The sequence below is a fragment of the Spongiimicrobium salis genome (assembly GCF_043678055.1).
In the GTDB taxonomy this organism is placed as follows: domain Bacteria; phylum Bacteroidota; class Bacteroidia; order Flavobacteriales; family Flavobacteriaceae; genus Spongiimicrobium; species Spongiimicrobium salis.
This window is the reverse complement of the sequence record NZ_JBHEQA010000002.1, coordinates 265735-285078: the sequence shown is the minus strand read 5'-3', so window position 1 is coordinate 285078 and position 19344 is coordinate 265735. Positions and strand designations below refer to the sequence as shown.

At 39.0% G+C, this 19344-nt stretch carries 19 protein-coding genes; 3 read left to right on the top strand and 16 right to left on the bottom strand.

The window, feature by feature from the left end; translation table 11 throughout:
• Positions 1-143: 143 nt before the first annotated feature.
• Together ACEXOE_RS10645 and ACEXOE_RS10640 are read left to right on the top strand one after the other, a co-directional pair.
• The gene (locus ACEXOE_RS10645) at positions 144-842 is read left to right on the top strand and encodes a response regulator transcription factor (protein ID WP_394748764.1); all 699 of its coding nucleotides are present in this window, start codon (positions 144-146) and stop codon (positions 840-842) included.
• Positions 839-2329, top strand: a complete 1491-nt coding sequence (locus ACEXOE_RS10640; RefSeq protein ID WP_394748763.1) for a HAMP domain-containing sensor histidine kinase — start codon at positions 839-841, stop codon at positions 2327-2329. The genes ACEXOE_RS10645 and ACEXOE_RS10640 overlap by 4 nt, the downstream gene beginning before the upstream one ends.
• Positions 2330-2411: 82 nt before the next feature.
• Here the strand turns inward: ACEXOE_RS10640 and ACEXOE_RS10635 are convergent, their stop codons facing one another.
• Positions 2412-3875 (bottom strand): AAA family ATPase, encoded by a 1464-nt coding sequence (locus ACEXOE_RS10635; RefSeq protein WP_394748762.1) that lies wholly within the window; start codon positions 3873-3875, stop codon positions 2412-2414.
• 58 nt (positions 3876-3933) lie between these two features.
• On the bottom strand, positions 3934-5076 hold the full coding sequence (locus tag ACEXOE_RS10630; RefSeq protein WP_394748761.1) for a vWA domain-containing protein: 1143 nt from the start codon (positions 5074-5076) through the stop codon (positions 3934-3936).
• Positions 5077-5156: 80 nt separating this feature from the next.
• Between ACEXOE_RS10630 and ACEXOE_RS10625 the strand changes: the two genes are divergently transcribed.
• Positions 5157-5975, top strand: a complete 819-nt coding sequence (locus ACEXOE_RS10625; RefSeq protein ID WP_394748760.1) for a DUF1853 family protein — start codon at positions 5157-5159, stop codon at positions 5973-5975.
• Positions 5976-5995: 20 nt separating this feature from the next.
• On the opposite strand, the gene ACEXOE_RS10620 is transcribed toward ACEXOE_RS10625, so the two are convergent.
• The 14 genes from ACEXOE_RS10620 to ACEXOE_RS10555 all read right to left on the bottom strand — a co-directional run bounded on the left by ACEXOE_RS10620 (position 5996) and on the right by ACEXOE_RS10555 (position 19315).
• Positions 5996-6805: a CPBP family intramembrane glutamic endopeptidase gene (locus ACEXOE_RS10620; protein ID WP_394748759.1), complete on the bottom strand. Its 810-nt coding sequence runs from the start codon at positions 6803-6805 to the stop codon at positions 5996-5998.
• Positions 6806-6886: 81 nt separating this feature from the next.
• Positions 6887-8023, bottom strand: a complete 1137-nt coding sequence (locus ACEXOE_RS10615; protein WP_394748758.1) for a helix-turn-helix domain-containing protein — start codon at positions 8021-8023, stop codon at positions 6887-6889.
• A 3-nt stretch (positions 8024-8026) separates the two neighbouring features.
• The gene (hisIE, locus tag ACEXOE_RS10610; RefSeq protein WP_394748757.1) at positions 8027-8626 is read right to left on the bottom strand and encodes a bifunctional phosphoribosyl-AMP cyclohydrolase/phosphoribosyl-ATP diphosphatase HisIE; all 600 of its coding nucleotides are present in this window, start codon (positions 8624-8626) and stop codon (positions 8027-8029) included.
• A gap of 58 nt (positions 8627-8684) precedes the next feature.
• The gene (gene hisF / locus ACEXOE_RS10605) at positions 8685-9440 is read right to left on the bottom strand and encodes an imidazole glycerol phosphate synthase subunit HisF (protein ID WP_394748756.1); all 756 of its coding nucleotides are present in this window, start codon (positions 9438-9440) and stop codon (positions 8685-8687) included.
• 7 nt (positions 9441-9447) lie between these two features.
• Entirely contained in the window at positions 9448-9960 is a 513-nt protein-coding gene (locus ACEXOE_RS10600; RefSeq protein WP_394748755.1) for a DinB family protein, read from the bottom strand.
• A 7-nt stretch (positions 9961-9967) separates the two neighbouring features.
• Positions 9968-10729 carry a 1-(5-phosphoribosyl)-5-[(5-phosphoribosylamino)methylideneamino]imidazole-4-carboxamide isomerase gene (gene hisA, locus ACEXOE_RS10595; protein ID WP_394748754.1) on the bottom strand — a complete coding sequence of 254 codons (762 nt, stop codon included), beginning with the start codon at positions 10727-10729 and terminating at the stop codon, positions 9968-9970.
• A 16-nt stretch (positions 10730-10745) separates the two neighbouring features.
• On the bottom strand, positions 10746-11168 hold the full coding sequence (locus ACEXOE_RS10590; protein ID WP_394748753.1) for a GNAT family N-acetyltransferase: 423 nt from the start codon (positions 11166-11168) through the stop codon (positions 10746-10748).
• On the bottom strand, positions 11165-11752 hold the full coding sequence (gene hisH, locus ACEXOE_RS10585) for an imidazole glycerol phosphate synthase subunit HisH (protein WP_394748752.1): 588 nt from the start codon (positions 11750-11752) through the stop codon (positions 11165-11167). Before hisH ends, ACEXOE_RS10590 begins: the two co-directional genes overlap by 4 nt.
• Positions 11749-12885 (bottom strand): bifunctional histidinol-phosphatase/imidazoleglycerol-phosphate dehydratase HisB, encoded by a 1137-nt coding sequence (gene hisB / locus ACEXOE_RS10580; RefSeq protein WP_394748751.1) that lies wholly within the window; start codon positions 12883-12885, stop codon positions 11749-11751. Before hisB ends, hisH begins: the two co-directional genes overlap by 4 nt.
• Positions 12886-12919: 34 nt before the next feature.
• Positions 12920-13972 (bottom strand): histidinol-phosphate transaminase, encoded by a 1053-nt coding sequence (hisC, locus tag ACEXOE_RS10575; protein ID WP_394748750.1) that lies wholly within the window; start codon positions 13970-13972, stop codon positions 12920-12922.
• A 27-nt stretch (positions 13973-13999) separates the two neighbouring features.
• Positions 14000-15289 (bottom strand): histidinol dehydrogenase, encoded by a 1290-nt coding sequence (gene hisD / locus ACEXOE_RS10570; RefSeq protein WP_394748749.1) that lies wholly within the window; start codon positions 15287-15289, stop codon positions 14000-14002.
• 96 nt (positions 15290-15385) lie between these two features.
• A complete protein-coding gene (gene hisG / locus ACEXOE_RS10565) occupies positions 15386-16243 on the bottom strand; it encodes an ATP phosphoribosyltransferase (protein WP_394748748.1) in 858 nt (285 codons plus the stop codon).
• Between the two features lie 208 nt (positions 16244-16451).
• Positions 16452-17267 carry a prohibitin family protein gene (locus tag ACEXOE_RS10560; protein WP_394748747.1) on the bottom strand — a complete coding sequence of 272 codons (816 nt, stop codon included), beginning with the start codon at positions 17265-17267 and terminating at the stop codon, positions 16452-16454.
• A gap of 11 nt (positions 17268-17278) precedes the next feature.
• Positions 17279-19315: a VWA domain-containing protein gene (locus ACEXOE_RS10555; protein WP_394748746.1), complete on the bottom strand. Its 2037-nt coding sequence runs from the start codon at positions 19313-19315 to the stop codon at positions 17279-17281.
• Between the last annotated feature and the right edge of the window lie 29 nt (positions 19316-19344).

The following is a 19344-nucleotide window of genomic DNA, read 5'->3' as shown; positions in this document are numbered from 1 at the left end:
TTCTTTACTATTTTTTTAAAAAATCCAGTAATTTTACGACTAAGCTTCCACAAACGACCAGGTTTAATTTAGTTGTCACACTTTTTTTACGCTATTGTGACCACTTTGTGATATTATTTAATTTCATTCGTACTGTTATTATCATGAAAAATATACTCATTATTGAAGATGATCCGGAAATCATAAGACTTTTGGAAATACATCTTACCAGTACCATCTATAGCACCAATAAGGCAATGGATGGAGAGGAAGGCTTAAATATGGCCTTAAAGAATGACTACGACCTTGTGCTACTAGATCTTAATTTACCTTCTATGGATGGTGTAGAGGTCTGTAAACAATTACGCTCAAAAAAAAATACGCCTGTTATTATGTTGACGGCCAAATCTGAGGAAATTGATCGGGTGTTAGGTTTAGAAATAGGCGCTGACGACTATATTACAAAACCCTTCAGCATACGGGAGTTATTAGCCCGAATAAAAGCTGTAATGCGCAGATTTGATACGGTGGGGCAGGAAGAAAAGAAAACTTCTGTTCTTGATTTTGAAAATTTGCACATTGATATTGACAAAAGAAAAGTCCTTTTGGACAATAAGAAAATAGAATTATCTCCTAAGGAGTTTGAAATATTGGTTCTTATGGCATCCAATCCTGGCCGAAATTATTCCCGATCTGAATTATTGAATATTATCTGGGGATATAATTTTGAAGGATACGAACATACCGTAAACTCACATATTAATAGGTTACGTGCCAAAATTGAGTCAGACATGGCCAATCCAAATTATATTTTGACCACTTGGGGAGTAGGCTATAAATTTAATGAAGATATTACCTTATGACGGGTTCGGAAAAAACATTGACACCAAGGCTGATCAAAAAAATGTGGCTAGCCTTTATATTCATTATCCTCTTGATGGGGGCTTCCTACGTTTTTGTTTCTGTCTATTTTGCCAATAAGCACAGTCAAGCTACGGCACAACGTCTAAATGCCAATTTGGCAAATCACTTAATTGAAGAGAAATTTAAATCCGATTCTCCATTTTTAGAAGATGGCAGTGTCAATAAGGCTTTGTTTGGTGATGTCATGCACGATATGATGGCCGTAAATAGAAGTATTGAGGTATATCTATTGGATATTAGTGGAGAAATTTTGTATTCTGTGGTTTTGGATGAAGACGGAAATACTCCAGAAGGCAAGGTAGACCTAAATGCCGTAAAAACTTTTATTTCCAATAAGAATGCCTATGTTTTAGGGGATGATCCTAGAATATTTGGAGAAAAAAAGATTTTTTCTGCAGCACATTTTGAAAAGGATGACCGTGAGGGCTATATCTATATTATACTGGCCGGGGAACGCTTTCAAAACATTAGTTCCAATCTATTGGGGCAATACTTCTTTAAATTGGGTATCGGAGCAACGGTGCTTACCATGATTTTTGCGGCTTTGATCGGATTATTAAGTATTTGGTTTTTGACAAAAAACTTGCGGTCCATTACAAAAATTGTACGAAGATTTGAAGAAGGGGATCTGGATGTACGCATTAAAAATCCCGAAAAATCAGATATTCATACTTTTGCGCAGGCATTTAACAATATGGCCGATACCATTGTAGAGAATATCGACAAAATGAAATCGGTAGATTCCCTGCGTCGCGAACTTATTGCCAATGTATCTCACGACTTAAGAACACCTTTGGCAATACTTAAAGGCTATGTTGAAACACTACAAATAAAGAAGGAGACGCTTACCGAATCTGAAAAAGAGGAGTATCTACAGATTACGAATGACAATATTGACAAACTTTCCAATTTGATCAATCAATTGTTTGAATATTCCAAATTGGAGGCTGAGCAGGTTACCCCCATTAAAGAACCTTTCTCAATTACAGAGTTATCCCATGATCTTATTGCCAAATTCAATGTAATTGCCAAACAGAAACAGATTGAATTGCAATTGGACAATCCTCAGGAGAATAGTATGGTTTTTGCCGATGTGGGTCTTGTAGAACGAGCTTTGCAAAATCTTATAGAGAACGCCATAAAATATACACAGCCCCACGGGCAAGTCACCTTGTCCATAAAGCGCCTGGATCAAAATATTGAAATTAACATTACGGATACCGGTACAGGAATTCCAATCAGTGAACAACCTTATATTTTTGACCGCTATAAACAAGTGGATAACAGCACCAAAAAGAACGGTCATGGATTGGGATTGGCCATCGTAAAGAAAATCATGGACCTGCATGATACTACTATTACGGTTTTGAGTCGCCCAAAAGAAGGTAGCTCATTCATTTTCAATCTCCCGGCCTATCAGGCTTAAACGAGGAAAATTGCTATGAAAATGAGAAGGCCCGTTGGCAATTTGCACAACGGGCCTTTGTTTTTTTGTAACGTATTTGGGTTTATAATCCGCTAATAAAATTTCCGTACGGATCCTTAAACCGATATCCTTCCACAAACCGTTGTTTGTTCAATTTTTTATGTGCTACTAGGCCCCAAAGGAGCAACTCCTTAAAAAAGTAAATATCCTCTTTCGGAACATTGGTAATGTAGGTGTCGATCAAGTCGTTTAGGGCCGGAATGCTATTCAATCTTTCTTCATAATCCTTATCCGTTGTACTATCCAACAATTCCAATCCCTGTCCTTCAAAAAACCAGTTGATCAATTCGTCATAGGCCGTTTCCGTATCTCTATGCTGCAACTTCTCTATTTTGGGGAAATATGATGGAAACAAGGTTTTTATCGCATCTTCAACGAGTATAGCCGCAACTCCCCCCGCACCTTCTTGTTCTCCCTCATAAACCAATTCAATCTTACCTGTAATAGAAGGAATTACGCCCATAAAATCACTTAGACGTACTTTGGTTTGGGCATCTCCATTTTTTAAGGATCGTCGTTCGGCGGTGCTCAATAGATTTTCAAAAGCCGTAATACTCATTCTAGCACTGACACCACTTTTTGCATCGACATATTCGCTTTCCCTAGCCTCAAAACTTATTTGCTCCAAAACATCTTTTGCGATATGTGGAACATGAATGGCATTGGATTGTCGTTCATCCAAAGTTGCTTCTTGTTCCGTGATTTTTCTGGCAATCTCAACGCTCTCCGGGTAATGGGTAAGTATCTGCGAACCTATACGGTCTTTAAGTGGGGTAACAATACTTCCTCTATTGGTATAATCCTCAGGATTCGCGGTAAAAATAAACTGTAGATCTAGTGGCAATCGCAGTTTAAAGCCTCTGATTTGGATGTCTCCTTCCTGAAGGATATTGAAAAGGGAAACTTGGATTCTTGCCTGCAAATCTGGGAGTTCATTAATTACAAATATGCACCTATTTGCTCTGGGAATCATCCCAAAGTGAATTACCCTATCATCGGCATAAGAGAGTTTTAAATTAGCAGCCTTGATTGGATCTACATCACCTATAAGGTCTGCTACTGTAACATCTGGAGTCGCTAATTTTTCAAAAAAACGTTCCTCCCGATGCAACCAAGAGATGGGAGTATCATCTCCTTTTTCTTCGATTAACTCCAACGCATAACGCGACATGGGCTTTAAGGGGTCATCATTGATTTCTGATCCTTCCACCACTGGAATCCACTCATCCAACAAATTTACCATGAGTCGGGCCAAACGCGTCTTCGCCTGTCCTCTCAATCCCAATAAATTAATATTGTGCCTGGAAAGTATGGCGCGCTCTAATTCAGGGATCACTGAATTTTCGTATCCCCAAACCCCATCAAAAGTTTCTTCCTTATGCTGAATCCGCTTTATAAGATTATCCCGTAATTCATCTTTAATTCCTTTTCCGCTATATCCAGAAGCCTTAAGTGCTCCTAAATTCGTAATGTTCTTATAATCCAAAGTCGTTTTTTATTTTGATTTCTATAGTTGATCAATGCCATTTATCTAAGGGAATTGATCAGCCTTTCAGTCTTTTTCTTCTATTTTGTTCGTAATCTTCAAAAATCATTTCCCCTAAGCCTTTGAGTCCTGTGTAAAATGCTTTCCCTTTATTTGCTTCCGTAAAGTGCCGCACAAATTGCATCAAATAGGAGTCTTGGGCAATCATAAAAGTTGTAATGGGGATATGTAGTTTTCTTGCCTGCCTTGCCATATTATAACATTTCTCTACAATGTAGTCGTCCAAGCCTACACTATTTTTATAATAATTCCCGTCGGGCAGGCGCAAACAACTTGGCTTTCCATCAGTAATCATGAAAATCTGCTTATTGGTGTTTCGTTTTCTTCGCAGGATATCCATCGCTAATTGCAAGCCGGCAACAGTATTGGTATGATATGGTCCTACTTTAAGATAGGGAAGGTCTTTGATTTGAATGGGCCAAGCATCATTTCCAAAAACCAATACATCCAACGTATCTTTGGGATATCTGGTCGTAATCAATTCTGCCAATGCCATGGCAACTTTTTTAGCGGGGGTAATACGGTCCTCCCCATACAAAATCATACTATGACTTATATCGATCATCAGCACTGTACTCATTTGCGCCTTATGTTGGGTATCTTCAACCACCAAATCCTCTTCACTTAAAGAAAAGCTATCCAAGCCATGATTGATTTGTGCATTTCGCAAACTTTCCGTCATTGAAATATGCTCCAAGCCATCACCATAGCGATATGCCCTGAACTCTCCAGTATGTTCATCTCCTCGACCCGATTTTCCCGTCTTGTGATTTCCTGAACCACTTCGCTTTAGTTTTCCAAAGATCTGATCTAAAGCTTGTTGACGAATAATGCGCTCCATTTTAGCTGTAATGGCCAAATCTCCGTTTCCATCTCCTGCACCTTCCCCATCGCCATCCTTAAATTCTTCGCGCAAGAATCCCTTTGCCTTTAGATCTTCAATAAAATCTTCAATGGTATAATTCTCATCGGTAAGTTCATATTCCTTATCCAATTCCCTCAACCAATCCAACGCTTCGTCAACATCCCCGGAAGTATGGGTAATGAGTTCTTTAAAAATCTCAAAAAGTTTTTCGAAGGGCGATTGCTCTGGTGCTTCATATGATGAGAAACGAAAGCCTTTCCTAGTATTCATAGCCATACTATAAAAATAACACATTTCTAAGAACGGTGATATCTTATTAATGAAAACTTAACGGTTATCCCTAAATTCGCTGCAGTATGCAAGATGATCTAGCATTTTATAAAGCTTTTATGGAAACTCCTCCTTTATGGGAAGGGGTGCAGTTTAAAATGCAACAGTTTGCGTTTCCGACACTAGACTTGGCACAGTTTAAACCCACTCCTATTCCTGGGAACATTCGTCTTGGTCATCAGATAGAGCATGTTTTTCAGCAACTTTTACGTTATGATGCTTCTTATGAAATACTGCTTCATAATATCCCCATCAGAAGAAATAAAACCACTTTAGGGGAAATTGATTTCCTCTTGAGGAGAACGAGCACCCTTGAACTTATTCATGTGGAGCTCACCTATAAGTTTTACATCATAGACACTTCTCTTGGTCAAGTTGTGAAACACTTATCCGGAGCTAATCGTGTAGATCTATTCCATAAAAAATTAGAAAAAATACAAGAGAAGCAGTTTCCTTTAGTGGATGGTCCGGAAGCCCAAGCGATACTCAAAGAACATCTGATCGAAGATAGGGCCAACCTACAGCATCACGTCTGTTTTAAAGCGCAATTGTTTGTTCCTTATGCCACCTCCAAACTTCCTTCCATTGCTCCTTTGAACCCTGCATGCATTGTAGGGGAATGGATGTCCATTTCCGTATTCAAAAAAAGGGATTTTGTTAGGTATGACTACTACTTTCCATCCAAAAGAGAACGAGTGCTCCCTCCGCACAAATCTGTAGCTTGGGTTGCATATAACGAGGCTCTCGCCTCTTTGGAACACTATATGTCTCAAAAAAAGGCCGTGTTATTGTGGCAAAAGCAATCTGCAACTGTTTTTAAGAAATTCTTTATTGTTTGGTGGTGACCCAGGAATGAACAGCGCGACTAATTTCCAGAAGGCATCGCCTTATACTTCTTATAAAGAAACCAAGCGTATAACATACAAGGGAGCGTCAATACTACACTGGCAAGGGCGCTAATCAAGGAAGTAGGTTCTGCACCATTACCATCTATTGGAATTCCTGCATTATCCAGTTTAGCCACAAAATCTATTATAGCGTGTATCACAATCAGTGGATATAGTCTTTTTGTCACTAGTAAGAGCATCCCAAACATACTTCCAATAAAGAACGCAAATAGGAGTTGTGCCATTTCTCCATACACCCCCTTATCAAATTTAATCAGGTGTAAGATGGCAAAGAAAAAAGCGGCACCAAAAACCCCGTAGAGGACTCTTTTTTTGTCTTTCTTTAGGTATTTAATGATATACGACTGCAAAACAGCACGTAACGCCAGTTCCTCTGAAAACCCAATAGATATACAGTACCCCAGTAATAGCAGGATGTGAGGGAATAAAACCTTTGTATCTACATCGTCCATAAACAGATAATTGATCAAAGGAAGATATAGTAATGGAAAAATTAAGAGATATCCTTTCTCAATTTTACCAAAGCCCCATCCTGCCCATGTAAAGAGTTTGTTAATTTTCATAAAGGCCAATGCCAGAATGATAATTAAAATATTGGCCGTTAAGCGTAGATAGGTATGGGAATCATAGGTAAAATCGCCATTCTCTTGAAGGGTTTGAATACCGTATTCCCGCAACCCTATTAGGGTCAGGAGGCAAATCATAAAAAGGCCAATGTTCAGATAAAAAGTCGTCTTACCAATCGTTGTATTTGATTTTGGTTTCATTTGCTCAAAATTGTATTGATTTGAGTGTAAAACAACACATTGTATATGCTCAAATCGCCCCAATTGAAGCATTGGCACCTCTTATTCCTTTTTTTTATAGGCTGAAGGGGATAGCCCTGTGTTCTTTTTGAAGATTCTATTGAAACTGCTTTTGGATTTAAACCCACAATCGTAGGCGATTCCCAAAAGTGTATACGTGCTATCCCAATTCTCTTTCAATCTATTCTTTACCGCTTGGACCCTAAACCCATTTACATAGTCATAAAAAGAAATTTTCATATGTTGATTAAGCAATGTAGATAGTTTTTTGTCCGAGGTAGAAAGCATTTTAGCAAGATGGCTTAGGGTCAGATCCTCCATAAGATAGGGCTTTTGTTGCTCCATCAGCGCAGACAATTGTAATTTCAACTGCTTCATTTCCTCTGCATCATATTCATATTTCTTGGAAATGGTGGGGGCAAATTGGTTTTCAGAAGTTTTCGAGGCATGCGATTGGTTCAGTAAAAAATCTGGCACTAAAATAGTGGCTTGGGAAATACCATAATAGCCCAAATAAATCAACAAAAGTATCCCTGGAAGGACGGTAAGATATCCTATATTCCACGAAAGCTCTTTTGCTAAAGTCAGTTCATAGATTGAAGTAGATATATCGATAAGGGCGATTCCCATAATGCCTATTAAAAAAATCCTTATCCAATTTAAATCTTTGTTCTCTAGATTGGAATAGTTGTGTTTAACCGCCTTTTGAAAACTTAAAAGTTTGGTATAAGCAGCTATCGTGTAGCCCAAGGAATATAGTATTTCAAAAGAAAAATACGGATTTAGAGTTCCTAAAATACTCTCATCAAAAGTACCCTGAACCATGAATACCATGGAAGGTATTGAAATTAATAGCGTGGATATTAAAGGATAAATAAAATGGATTTTATTTTTATACAGCGTATTGTAAGGGCTATTGGTAATGCAGCGGACATATACCCAAAGTAAAGGACCAATAAGCACATCGAAGGTGTCTACAAAAAGATACGTGCTGAGCAGGAGCACATAAATTTTATGCAAATAGCCATAATAACACACCAGTGCCAAAAACAGCAGGGTAAAAATAGTCAACAATACCTGCTGGGCATTGCTCTTTTCTTTTTTTCTGACCAAGGAAAAAAGCATCAGAAAAGTCATTAAAATTCCTGTAATCAGCGAGAAATCTAAAAACAGGGTCATTTTTTATTTATGTCTTCCCTTTAAAACTGCCATTACATCTTCTAGAGTATATCCCTTGGCTTGTAGTAAAATAAGATAGTGGAATAGCAAATCTGCGCTTTCCCCAAGAAATAATTCCTCATCGTCATCTTTGGCCTCTATCACCACTTCAACCGCTTCCTCCCCTACTTTCTGGGCCACTTTATTGATTCCCTTTCTAAAAAGGGAGGCCACATAACTATCTTGGTTTTCAGGATTTTCCTTGCGATCCCTAATTATTTCTTCCAGGGTACTAATAAAGCCATAATCCTGTTTGTTGTCCCCGTTCCAACAGGTATCGCTACCCGTATGACACGTAGGCCCCACAGGGTGCACCGAAATCAGTAAGGTATCATGGTCGCAATCATTCTGTATCGCTACGAGGTTTAGGTAATTGCCACTTTCCTCACCTTTCGTCCACAGGCGCTGCTTACTTCTACTAAAAAAAGTTACTTTTCCGCTTTCTTTAGTCTTATTAAAAGCTTCTTCATTCATATACCCCAACATCAATACATTTTTAGTAGTGACATCTTGAATGATGGCAGGAATTAATCCATCTTTATTTTTGTTGAAATCTATTTTCATTTGCTTTAATTTTGAGGTACTCTCTTATGGGTTTTCTTTATTTATTAAACGCTCCCAACTATAATCGTACAGGAATTCCACTTTCCTGTAATGTTGTTTTTAAATCTTTAATGGCGATTTCCTTAAAATGAAAAACGCTTGCTGCCAAGGCGGCATCTGCCCTACCTTCATCAAAAGTATCTACGAAATGTTGAATATTCCCTGCTCCTCCAGAAGCTATGATTGGGATATTAAGTTCTCTGGAAAGTCGGGATAAGGCCAAATTCGCAAACCCATCTTTAGTCCCATCATGGTCCATTGAAGTAAATAATATTTCGCCTGCCCCCCTTGCTTCCACCTCTTTGGCCCAATCAAATAAATTTAAGCTCGTAGGAACCTTTCCCCCTACCAAATGAACAATCCATTCGCCTTCTATTTGTTTCGCATCTATAGCCACTACAATACATTGAGAACCAAATTTGGCAACAAGTTCATTGATGAGTTCTGGTTTTTTAACGGCCGAAGAGTTAATAGATACCTTATCGGCCCCATTCTGCAATAGGATATCAACATCCGCCACGGAGGAAATACCTCCTCCTACCGTGAATGGGATATTCACCTTTTCTGCAACACGCAACACCAAATTTGCCAGGGTTTTTCTACGCTCCTCAGTGGCGGAAATATCTAGGAATACCAGTTCGTCGGCTCCTGTCTCTGCGTAAATAGCTGCCAGTTCTACGGGATCTCCTGCATCGCGTAAATCCACAAAGTTCACGCCTTTTACCGTACGACCATTTTTAATATCCAAACAGGGTATGATTCTTTTTGTCAACATACTATAATTACTCTTTATTTTTAATGCTAAGGTCCATCCCATCGTAAAACCTTAAATCTTTTTCCTTTAGCAGTTTCGTCCAAAATGCAATTTGTCCGGTATGATAGGAATAATGTTCTACCACATGCATAAGTATTCCTATTCCGGAAAAATAAAAACCTTGTACTTCCCTTTTCTTCTGTAACTGTTGGGTAGTAGCCGCCTTTATTACATTTTTCGCCTCTGATACCGTAGCTTCCAATTGCTGCCATAACTGATCTTTGGTATAGCCAGAAGTGGTGCTAAATTCCAAATCGCGCTCCCTTAGGTCTTCTTTTTCCCCTAAAGAGGCAATGGCATATTGGGTAATATTACCGCATAAATGTAACAGTAAATTGGCAACGCTATTTAAAGACCCGTTCGGTTTTTGCCAAACCTCTTCCTCGGAAAGCAAAGCTAAGCTGATCTTAATCATTCGCGTACTTTCATCGAATCGATATAAGGCATTTGCTATTATTTCATCCTGTATCTTATTTTCCATCTGACTCTTATTGAGATACGATAAAATGTTCCAACTGTTTTAGTCCTATCCTATTTTCATAAATCGCCTTTCCGATAATGGTGCCTTCACATCCAATCTCGGCCAATTTGGGCAATTCTTCAAAAGTAGAGATTCCGCCACTGGCAATAAGACTAATTCCTTTTGGCTTCCCTTCCATCCCCTTAGAAAAGCCTTCAGCCGTAGTTTCCAAAATTCTTTTATACAGATCAAAAGAAGGGCCCTGGAGCATTCCATCCTTGCTAATATCTGTACAAATAACGTACTGCACCCCTTTTTCTTGATATCCCCTAATAAAAGGAACAACTTCCTCATTGGATTCCTCCAACCATCCGGAAACCGCTATTTTTTCATGATGTGCATCAGCACCCAATATGATTTTATCCGCACCATATTGCTGCAACCAATTGGAAAATGTTTCAGGGTTTTTCACGGCCACACTGCCACCCGTTATCTGATTTGCCCCACTTTCAAACGCGATCCTCAAATCTTCGTCGGATTTTAAACCTCCTCCAAAGTCTATTTTCAAATTGGTTTTTGAGGCAATGGTTTCCAAAATCCTGTGATTGACAATATGTTTGGATTTAGCGCCATCCAAATCTACCAAATGCAAATACTGTATGCCATGTGCTTCAAAAGACTTGGCAACTTCTAAAGGGTTTTCATTATAAACTTTTTTAGTGTCGTAATCTCCTTTAGAGAGTCGGACACATTTTCCTTCAATGATATCTATTGCTGGTATTATTCTCATTTTCTTTTAGGTGCTGCTATATATTCCTATTTCTTTTAAACATCCAAGTTTCTGGTTCAAGTATAGTCCCAAACCCAAATTTCTCATAGAATCCCTGGGCATCTTCCGTTCGCAGTCCCATACCCTTCACATTTTTCAAATCGGGATAACGCATCATATAATCTATTAAAAGCTTCCCTACTCCTTTCCCCTTGAACTTGTCTATAACAAACACATCCATTATCCAAGCAAAGACCACGTAGTCCGTTACAATTCTGGCAAAGGCAAGCTGTTGTCCTTCTTGCGTATACACCCCAAAACAAAGCGAGTGTTCAATGGATTTCTCCACCAATTCCAAACTTCTTCCCTTAGACCAATACGCTTCATTTAAAAGATAATCAGCTATTAAATTGATATCTAATTGCGTTTTATCCGTGCTTATCTGAAATTCTCCGCTCATGATTGGATTTCAAGGAAATTTTTTAAAATCTGCTCTCCAACGTCACTACTTTTTTCTGGGTGAAATTGGGTCCCATAAAAGTTTTCCTTGTGCAAAGCTGCACTATACGTTACCTCATAATCCGTTTCTGCAATGGTATGCGAACAGCGGGGAGCATAATAGCTGTGTACTAAATAGATGTATTCCTTTTCAGCTATGTTTTCAAAAAGTTCCGATTTTAAGTTGGAAATTTGATTCCAGCCTATTTGCGGTACCTTTACTGCATTGGAAAAGCGAACCACATCGACATCAAAAATACCTAAGCCTTTGGTAGCTCCTTCTTCGGACGACTTACACATCAACTGCATTCCCAAACATATCCCTAAAACCGGTTGTTTTAATTGAGGAACAAGGGCATCTAATTGACTCTCCCTTAATTTTCGCATGGCACTACTGGCTTCCCCTACTCCGGGAAAAATGACCTTGTCCGCGGCCAATATTTCTTCCACCTCATCGCTAAGTACTGCCTCATACCCTAAGCGTTGAATAGCAAACTTAATGCTCTGGATATTGCCCGCACCATAATTTATAATTACTATCTTCATAACATTCCCTTTGTACTTGGCAATACCATCTTTTCTAAATCTCGTTTTACCGCCATTTTAATGGCCTTGGCAAAGGCTTTGAATATGGCTTCAATTTTATGGTGTTCATTACTACCCTCTGCTTTAATGTTCAGATTGGCTTTAGCTCCATCGGTGAACGATTTAAAAAAGTGATGGAACATTTCTGTGGGCATTTTTCCAATCATTTCTCTTTTGAATTCCGTTTCCCATACCAACCAATTTCTTCCTCCAAAATCAATGGCCACCTGGGCCAAACAATCATCCATAGGTAGGCAAAAGCCATAGCGTTCTATCCCTAACTTATTTCCCAAAGCCTTATGAAACACCTCTCCCAGGGCTATGGCCGTATCTTCTATGGTATGATGTTCATCTACTTCAAGGTCGCCTTTCACCTTAATATTTAAGTCCATTTGACCATGACGTGCCAATTGATCCAGCATATGATCAAAAAAAGCAATCCCGGTATCTATCGCACTCTTACCCGTGCCATCTAGGTTCAATTGAATTTGAATATCGGTCTCATTGGTCTTGCGATCAATGGTTGCCCTTCTATCCTCTAATTTTAAAAAGCTGTAAATTTTCTCCCAATCATTACTTTCCAAAGCAATAATAGCGTCCAATTCTTCCCGTTTTACCGTAATTTCACCAGTGCCTAGGTTGGTTTCATCATTGATAAAGATTCCCTGAGCCCCAAGGTTTTTGGCCAGTTCCATATCTGTTAAACGATCCCCGATAACGAACGAGTTTTCTAAATCATATTCTTCAGAGAAATACGCTGTTAATAAACCCGTGCCTGGTTTTCTAGTGTTGGCATTTTCATGGGGAAAAGTACGATCAAGAAATACCTTGTCAAAAACTACCCCTTCATTTTCAAAAGAGGTCATAATAAAGTTATGGACCGGCCAAAAAGTATCTTCCGGAAAAACATCCGTTCCCAATCCATCCTGATTCGTAATCATTACCAATTCATAATCCAATTCCTTGGCAATTTTTCCTAAATACGTGAATGCCTTAGGATAAAAAATCATTTTTTCAAATGCGTCGATCTGTTCATCCGCAGTTTCCTTGATAATTGTTCCATCCCTATCTATAAATAAGACTTTCTTTTGCATAATGTTATCGTATTCTCAGTTTTTATGACCTTTTTTATTTTAATTGCTGTAGCGCCTTTATCAAAATGCTATTCTCTTCCGGGGTACCCACAGTAAATCGCAAGGTATTTTCACAACGGGCCTGTGTAGTTCTATTTCGCACAACGACTCCTTTTCTCAATAAGTCCGCGTACCTTTTGTTGGCATCATCCACTTTCGCCAAAATAAAGTTTGCATCTGTCTGGAATACCTGAACAACACAATCAACTTCTTCCAAAGCCGCTATCAATAGTACGCGTTCCTGTAAAATTTGATTCACCTCTTCCCGCACGCCCACTACATCCTTAATTCGATCTAAAGCCCGTTGCTGTGTGAGCTCATTTACATTATAAGGCGGCTTAATTTTGTTCAATAGGCTAATAACCGTAGCACTGGAATAACATATTCCCAAGCGAATCCCAGCCAAACCATAGGCCTTGGAGAGCGTTTGTGTTACAATAAGATTAGGGTAGTCCCCCAATTTTTGGATCCAGCTTTGTTTAGGGGAAAAATCAATATAAGCTTCATCGATTACAATTAGTCCTTTAAAATTCGTCAATAGTTCTTGTATGCTATCGTCCGAGAAGCTATTCCCTGTAGGGTTATTGGGAGAGCAAAGGAAGATAATCTTAGTATGCTCATCAACTGTTTTAAGAATTTCCGGGACATCAGGCTGAAAATCAGGGGTCAATACAACTTCCCTATTTTCAATGGTGTTTATTCCAGACAGTACTTTGTACATCCCATAGGTAGGCGGCAATGAGATGATGTTGTCCACATTGGGTTCACAAAATGCCCTAAAAATAAGATCTAGTACTTCATCACTTCCATTACCCAATAGGATCTGGTCAGTAACCACTCCCTTTTGTTCCGCTAAGATTTTTTTTACACTGCGTTGTTGTGGATCGGGATAACGATTTACACCATTTTCGAAAGGATTTTCATTGGCATCGAGAAAAACCATCTCCGATCCATCGGAAACATACTCGTCTCTTGCGGAAGAATAAGGCGCCAGATTTTTTACATTTTCCCTTACGACGCTATTGATATCAAATGCTGTTTTTGTCATTTCTAAGTGCTTGCTCAAGTGGTCTCTTTAAATCGGCTTTAAACTGTTTAATCGCAGACTTACCGCATTTTTATGTGCTTCCAGGCCTTCTGCTTCCGCCATGAGCTCTATGGTTCTACCAATATTTTGTATCCCTTCCTTAGAAATTTTCTGAAAGGTCATACTCTTCATAAAACTATCTAAATTTACGCCGCTATACTGTTTTGCATAGCCATTGGTAGGCAGCGTATGATTTGTACCAGAGGCATAATCTCCTGCACTTTCCGGGGTATAATTTCCGATAAATACGGAGCCTGCATTCTGTATGCGCTCTAGATAATAGTTTTCATTGGCCACACAAACAATATAGTGTTCAGGACCATATACGTTAATTAGCGCAGCAGCGGTTTGGTCATTGTCCATATAAATTAATTTACTATTCGCAATGGCCTTCTCGGCAATGGCTTTCCTGGGCAATACTGCCATTTGGGTCACGACCTCCTTCTCCACCGCATTCATTAAATCTTTGGAGGTAGATACTAGGATTACCTGACTATCCACACCATGCTCTGCTTGACTCAATAGATCTGAAGCAACGAAAGCCGCATTCGCCGTATCGTCAGCGACCACCAGTAGTTCGCTGGGTCCAGCGGGCATATCTATAGCCACCCCATGTTTGGTAGCAATCTGTTTGGCTACGGTGACGTATTGATTTCCTGGACCAAATATTTTATATACTTGAGGAATACTTTCCGTCCCAAAGGTCATACCGGCTATGGCTTGAATTCCTCCCGCCTTAAAAATATGGGTCGCACCACATAAATTTGCCGTATATAAAATGGCCGGGTGTATTTTTCCTTCCGCACTGGGAGGGGAACAAAGTACAATTTCTTCACAGCCGGCTATGGTAGCGGGAATAGCCAGCATTAAAATCGTTGAAAATAATGGAGCTGTTCCGCCAGGAATATATAAACCTACTTTTTGAATAGGACGTTTCTCCTGCCAACAGGCTACTCCATTGGTTGTCTCTACTTCAACTTTTGAGGTTTTCTGTGCCTTATGAAAAACTTCAATATTCTGCTTTGCTACTTGAATCGCTTCTTTTAAGTCATCGGAAACCAACATCCTTGCCTCCTCTATTTCCTTTTCGGAAACTTTGAGTTTGTCCAAACGGACTCCATCAAATTGTTCAGTATAGGTATTCAAGGCTTTATCTCCTTCTTGGGATACTGCCCTAAAAATGTTATTTACGGTATCTTCTATGTCGGCCACAGTCTGTGTTGGTCTACGTAAGATATCGTTCCAATCTTCTTGTTTTGGGCTATAAATCTTTTTCATTTGTTCACTATTGTTTTTGAAAGTCATTACAATGAATCCCTTTCACTACAAAACTACTTCTACCTTTTACGGAAAGAGATTGTGTTTCCCTTCCCTTTACAATACCATTTTTTCAATAGGACATACTAATATTCCCTCTGCCCCTGCTTGTTTTAGTTCATCGATTACTTCCCAAAACTTATCTTTATTGATTACCGTATGTACAGAGCTCCAACCTTCTTCTGCCAACGGAAGTACGGTGGGGCTTCGCATTCCTGGTAATAAGGAAATGATCACCTCCAATTTTTCATTTGGGGCATTCAATAAAATGTACTTGGATTTTCTTGCTTTTAAAACCGATTGAATGCGAAAACGCAACTTTTCCAAAATTGCCGCTCTGGCTTCAGAAATTTGGGGGGAAATGGCCAAAACAGCTTCACTGGTCAGCATCACTTCCACTTCCTTTAAATTGTTCTTAAAAAGTGTACTTCCACTAGACACAATATCGCAAATGGCATCTGCCAGTCCTATGTTAGGTGCAATTTCTACGGAACCGTTGATGATATGAAGGTCCGCTTTTACACCTTTTTCTTCCAAATAGGATTTAACCGTATTGGGATATGAGGTAGCGATTCGTTTTCCATTTAAATCCTGAACGGAATCATAATCATTTCCCTTAGGGATGGCCAAGGAGACTTTACATTTGGAAAAGCCTAATTTCTCGGCAATATTAATATCACTCCCTTTTTCTATCAAAACGTTTTCCCCAATGATGGCAATGTCCACAACACCATCCCTCAAATATTGGGGAATATCTCCATTTCTCAAATAAAATACTTCCATAGGGAAATTTCTAGCAGAGGCCTTCAATTGATCCTTTCCGTTTTCAATAGAAACTCCGGCATCCTTTAAGATACGTAAAGAGTCCTCATTTAAACGTCCACTTTTCTGAATAGCAATTCTAATTTTTTCCATTTTCTCTTTTTTCAAATGATACTGCATCGATATATCAAAAACAAAACCCGTTTGATTTCTCAAACGGGTTTTATATATGTTGCAATACTACAATACATTCTTACCTCGCTTGAGCGCCAGTGTAAAAATGATGATGTGTATTTTTGTTTTTCATTACGGCCGTAAAATTAAAAATATATTTTTAATCAAAAAATTTATTGGGAATATTTTAATTATTTCCTAGAATCAGCGGTAATCCGGAATCTCCACTTCCTACTACGATAACCTTGGCATTTGGCGATTCCGACAACTTCAATGTGGCATCGATTCCCTTATCCTGTAGGATTTTATCGGTCAAGGAGGCACTCAAAATACGGTTTGCGTCAGCCTTACCTTGTGCTTCAATAGTTACCTTCTCGGCTTCTTTTCTTGCGGTAACCAAGCGGAATTCATATTCCAAAGATTCCTGCTCTTGTCTTAATTTACGTTCAATAGCCTCCTTAATCGTATTTGGAAGTGTCACATCGCGTACCAAAACTTCATTCAATTGCACATTTTGCTCATCCAAAATCTTTTTGGTTTCTTCAAAAATTTCATCTTGAATGGCATCTCGCTTACTTGAATATAATTGCTCTGGAGTATACCTACCTACCACACTTCTCGCAGCACTTCGTATGGCCGGTTTAATAACACGATCCAGATAGCCTTCTCCTAAATTTTGATGAAGATTTCCCAGTTCTTTTTGAATAGGTTGATACCAGGCGGATGCATCAATTTGAATTTCCAATCCGTTTGAAGATAGTACCTTCATTTTTTCAAATAGCTCCTGTTGTCTCACCTCATACACAAAAACGTCGTTCCAAGGTGCTACGATATGAAAACCTTCTCCCATGGGAGGTTCATCGGTTACTACACCTCCGCCAAAGGTTTTATACAATACGCCGGCTTCACCGGAACCAATAGTAATCGCAGATTTAGAAATTAATATTACGGCAACAATCAAAATAACAATAAAAGGTAATGCAATCTTAGGTAATTTATCCATTTGGTTTTGTTTTATATTAGTCCGTTAAATTTACGTATGAACCACTCTATGGCCAACGTTAAAATGATGATTCCCAGCAGGAATTTAAAATCGATTAAAGATACGACATTTTCTTTGCTCTTCTGAATAGGTACTAAGCGTTCGTCTTCCAATAAATTACGGATTAAATCAGCACTTTCATTCGGGTAATAGAGTTTCCCGGAGGATTGTTGTGCCAAGCGACCGAGTTTTCCATAGTTGCTTGATAGAAATTGTTTTTCAACATCAAAATCCAAAATGGTAAAGCTTCCCGATCTATTTAGGTTTTCGTTGGCTACCTTTACACTGAAGGTATAATCCCCGGTAGGCAAATCGCTTAAATCAGCTTCATAAAAATTGCCTTTCATCAACATTGGAATCTCTTTGCGCGTAGTTTGATCAACACTATTGATCAGAAGGTTTATGGTTGCATTTTCATCAAATACAAAAGTCTCATCAAAATAGGTTGCGGCAATTCGGGCATCCTTGCTTCCAGAATATATGGCTTTGTAATCTACAGAAAGTCTGCTTTTTGCTTTAGTGGTTGCCAGATATAGCATTAGCTTCCCTATAAAATCATCAAAATTCTGAAAATCCTGGTCATTCCTGTAGGCTTGTATTCTCCATTTCCATATATCTTCTCCAAAAAGAACCGCTGCACGCTGGCTATCATTCCCTACTATGGCCAGTAAGGGGATGTCTAAGTTGACTCCCTTAATGCGCTGATTCAAAATAACCTCACCTCCATTTTTCAACACAATATCTCCCAAACTTCCCCATAAGGGAGGAAAATCTTCGGTTGAAAAATCTTCCGTATTAAAAACACCAAAAGCAGGGTTCAACACCGGAAAGACTTCCTCTGGCTGATTGTAATTGGACTTCTCAAAATCGTCCTGAACCGCGTTTAGGAAATTCCAGTCGGTTTTTGATCCGGTAATCGTCCATACACTGGCCCCTTTCTTTTCTAAATATTCATAAATTCTAGCAAAAGCGCGTGTGGGTTGATAGAGTATAAATACGTCTGTATCTTCTAAACTGGAGGCGGCCGCATTGGGGCCATATATACTTGCCGCCCGTTGTTCATTACTCTCAATAGCCTTGCGCAGTGCCCCTACATCTGGATGTTTTATCGCGGATATCACGGCAATTTTTGTTTTCTCGTCAATCACCTCAACAGCCGTACTCTTGCTATTGTTCTCCCTATTCTTTTCATTTTGTAGCGGATCTGCACTAATTTTAATGGTCTTAACACCTACGGTATTGGCCTCGATGAGAATATTTATTTTTTTTGTGGTATTCGCCTCCGAAAGTTGAACCCTTTCCTGGTGAATGACTTTTCCGTTCATTTGAATTTTCACATTCGAAGTCACGCTACCTTTCCCTTCGTAAAGGATATAGGTCTCTAAAGGAAATTTATTCTTTAGAAAGGCGTAGGCATTGCTATTTACTTGTCCGACCCTTATATCTTCATATTGTGTAGTATCTCCAATAACCACTGGATATATAGGAAATCCGCTTGTTGTATTGCCATAAAACTCGTAATCCCTACCTAAGGTCTGATTGCCATCGGTCAATACGACAACGGCACTGTTTTCTTTCCCAAAAATCTCTTCCGCTGTAGTTAAAGCCTTGGTGATATCCGTTGTTTTTTCCGAAAAGGATAAAGAATCCCGATCATTTAGAAAAGCTCCAAAACTATAATGTTCTATATTGAACTTATCGGATAAGGCCGTGTTCTCTCTTAGTGCATTGCCAACTTGATTAAGCTGGGCAATACCTTGAGTGGCAGCAATGGAAGATGAATTATCCGATAGAACAATAAGGTTGGCCTTCTCCAATTCATATTCTTCTTTGATCATCTTTGGATTGATCAATAGCAAAAACAAAGAAAACAGAGCTATAAAGCGAAAAAAGGAAAGCAGTTTTTGAAGCTTTCCCCTTTTCTTTGTCTTATAATAATATTGCAGCAGCACCAAACCTAAAGCGGCGATTGCCGCCAAGATCATAAGTGCTAAAGTTGTCGTCTGCATTTTTTTTAAAATCTGTAAATCAAAATAGT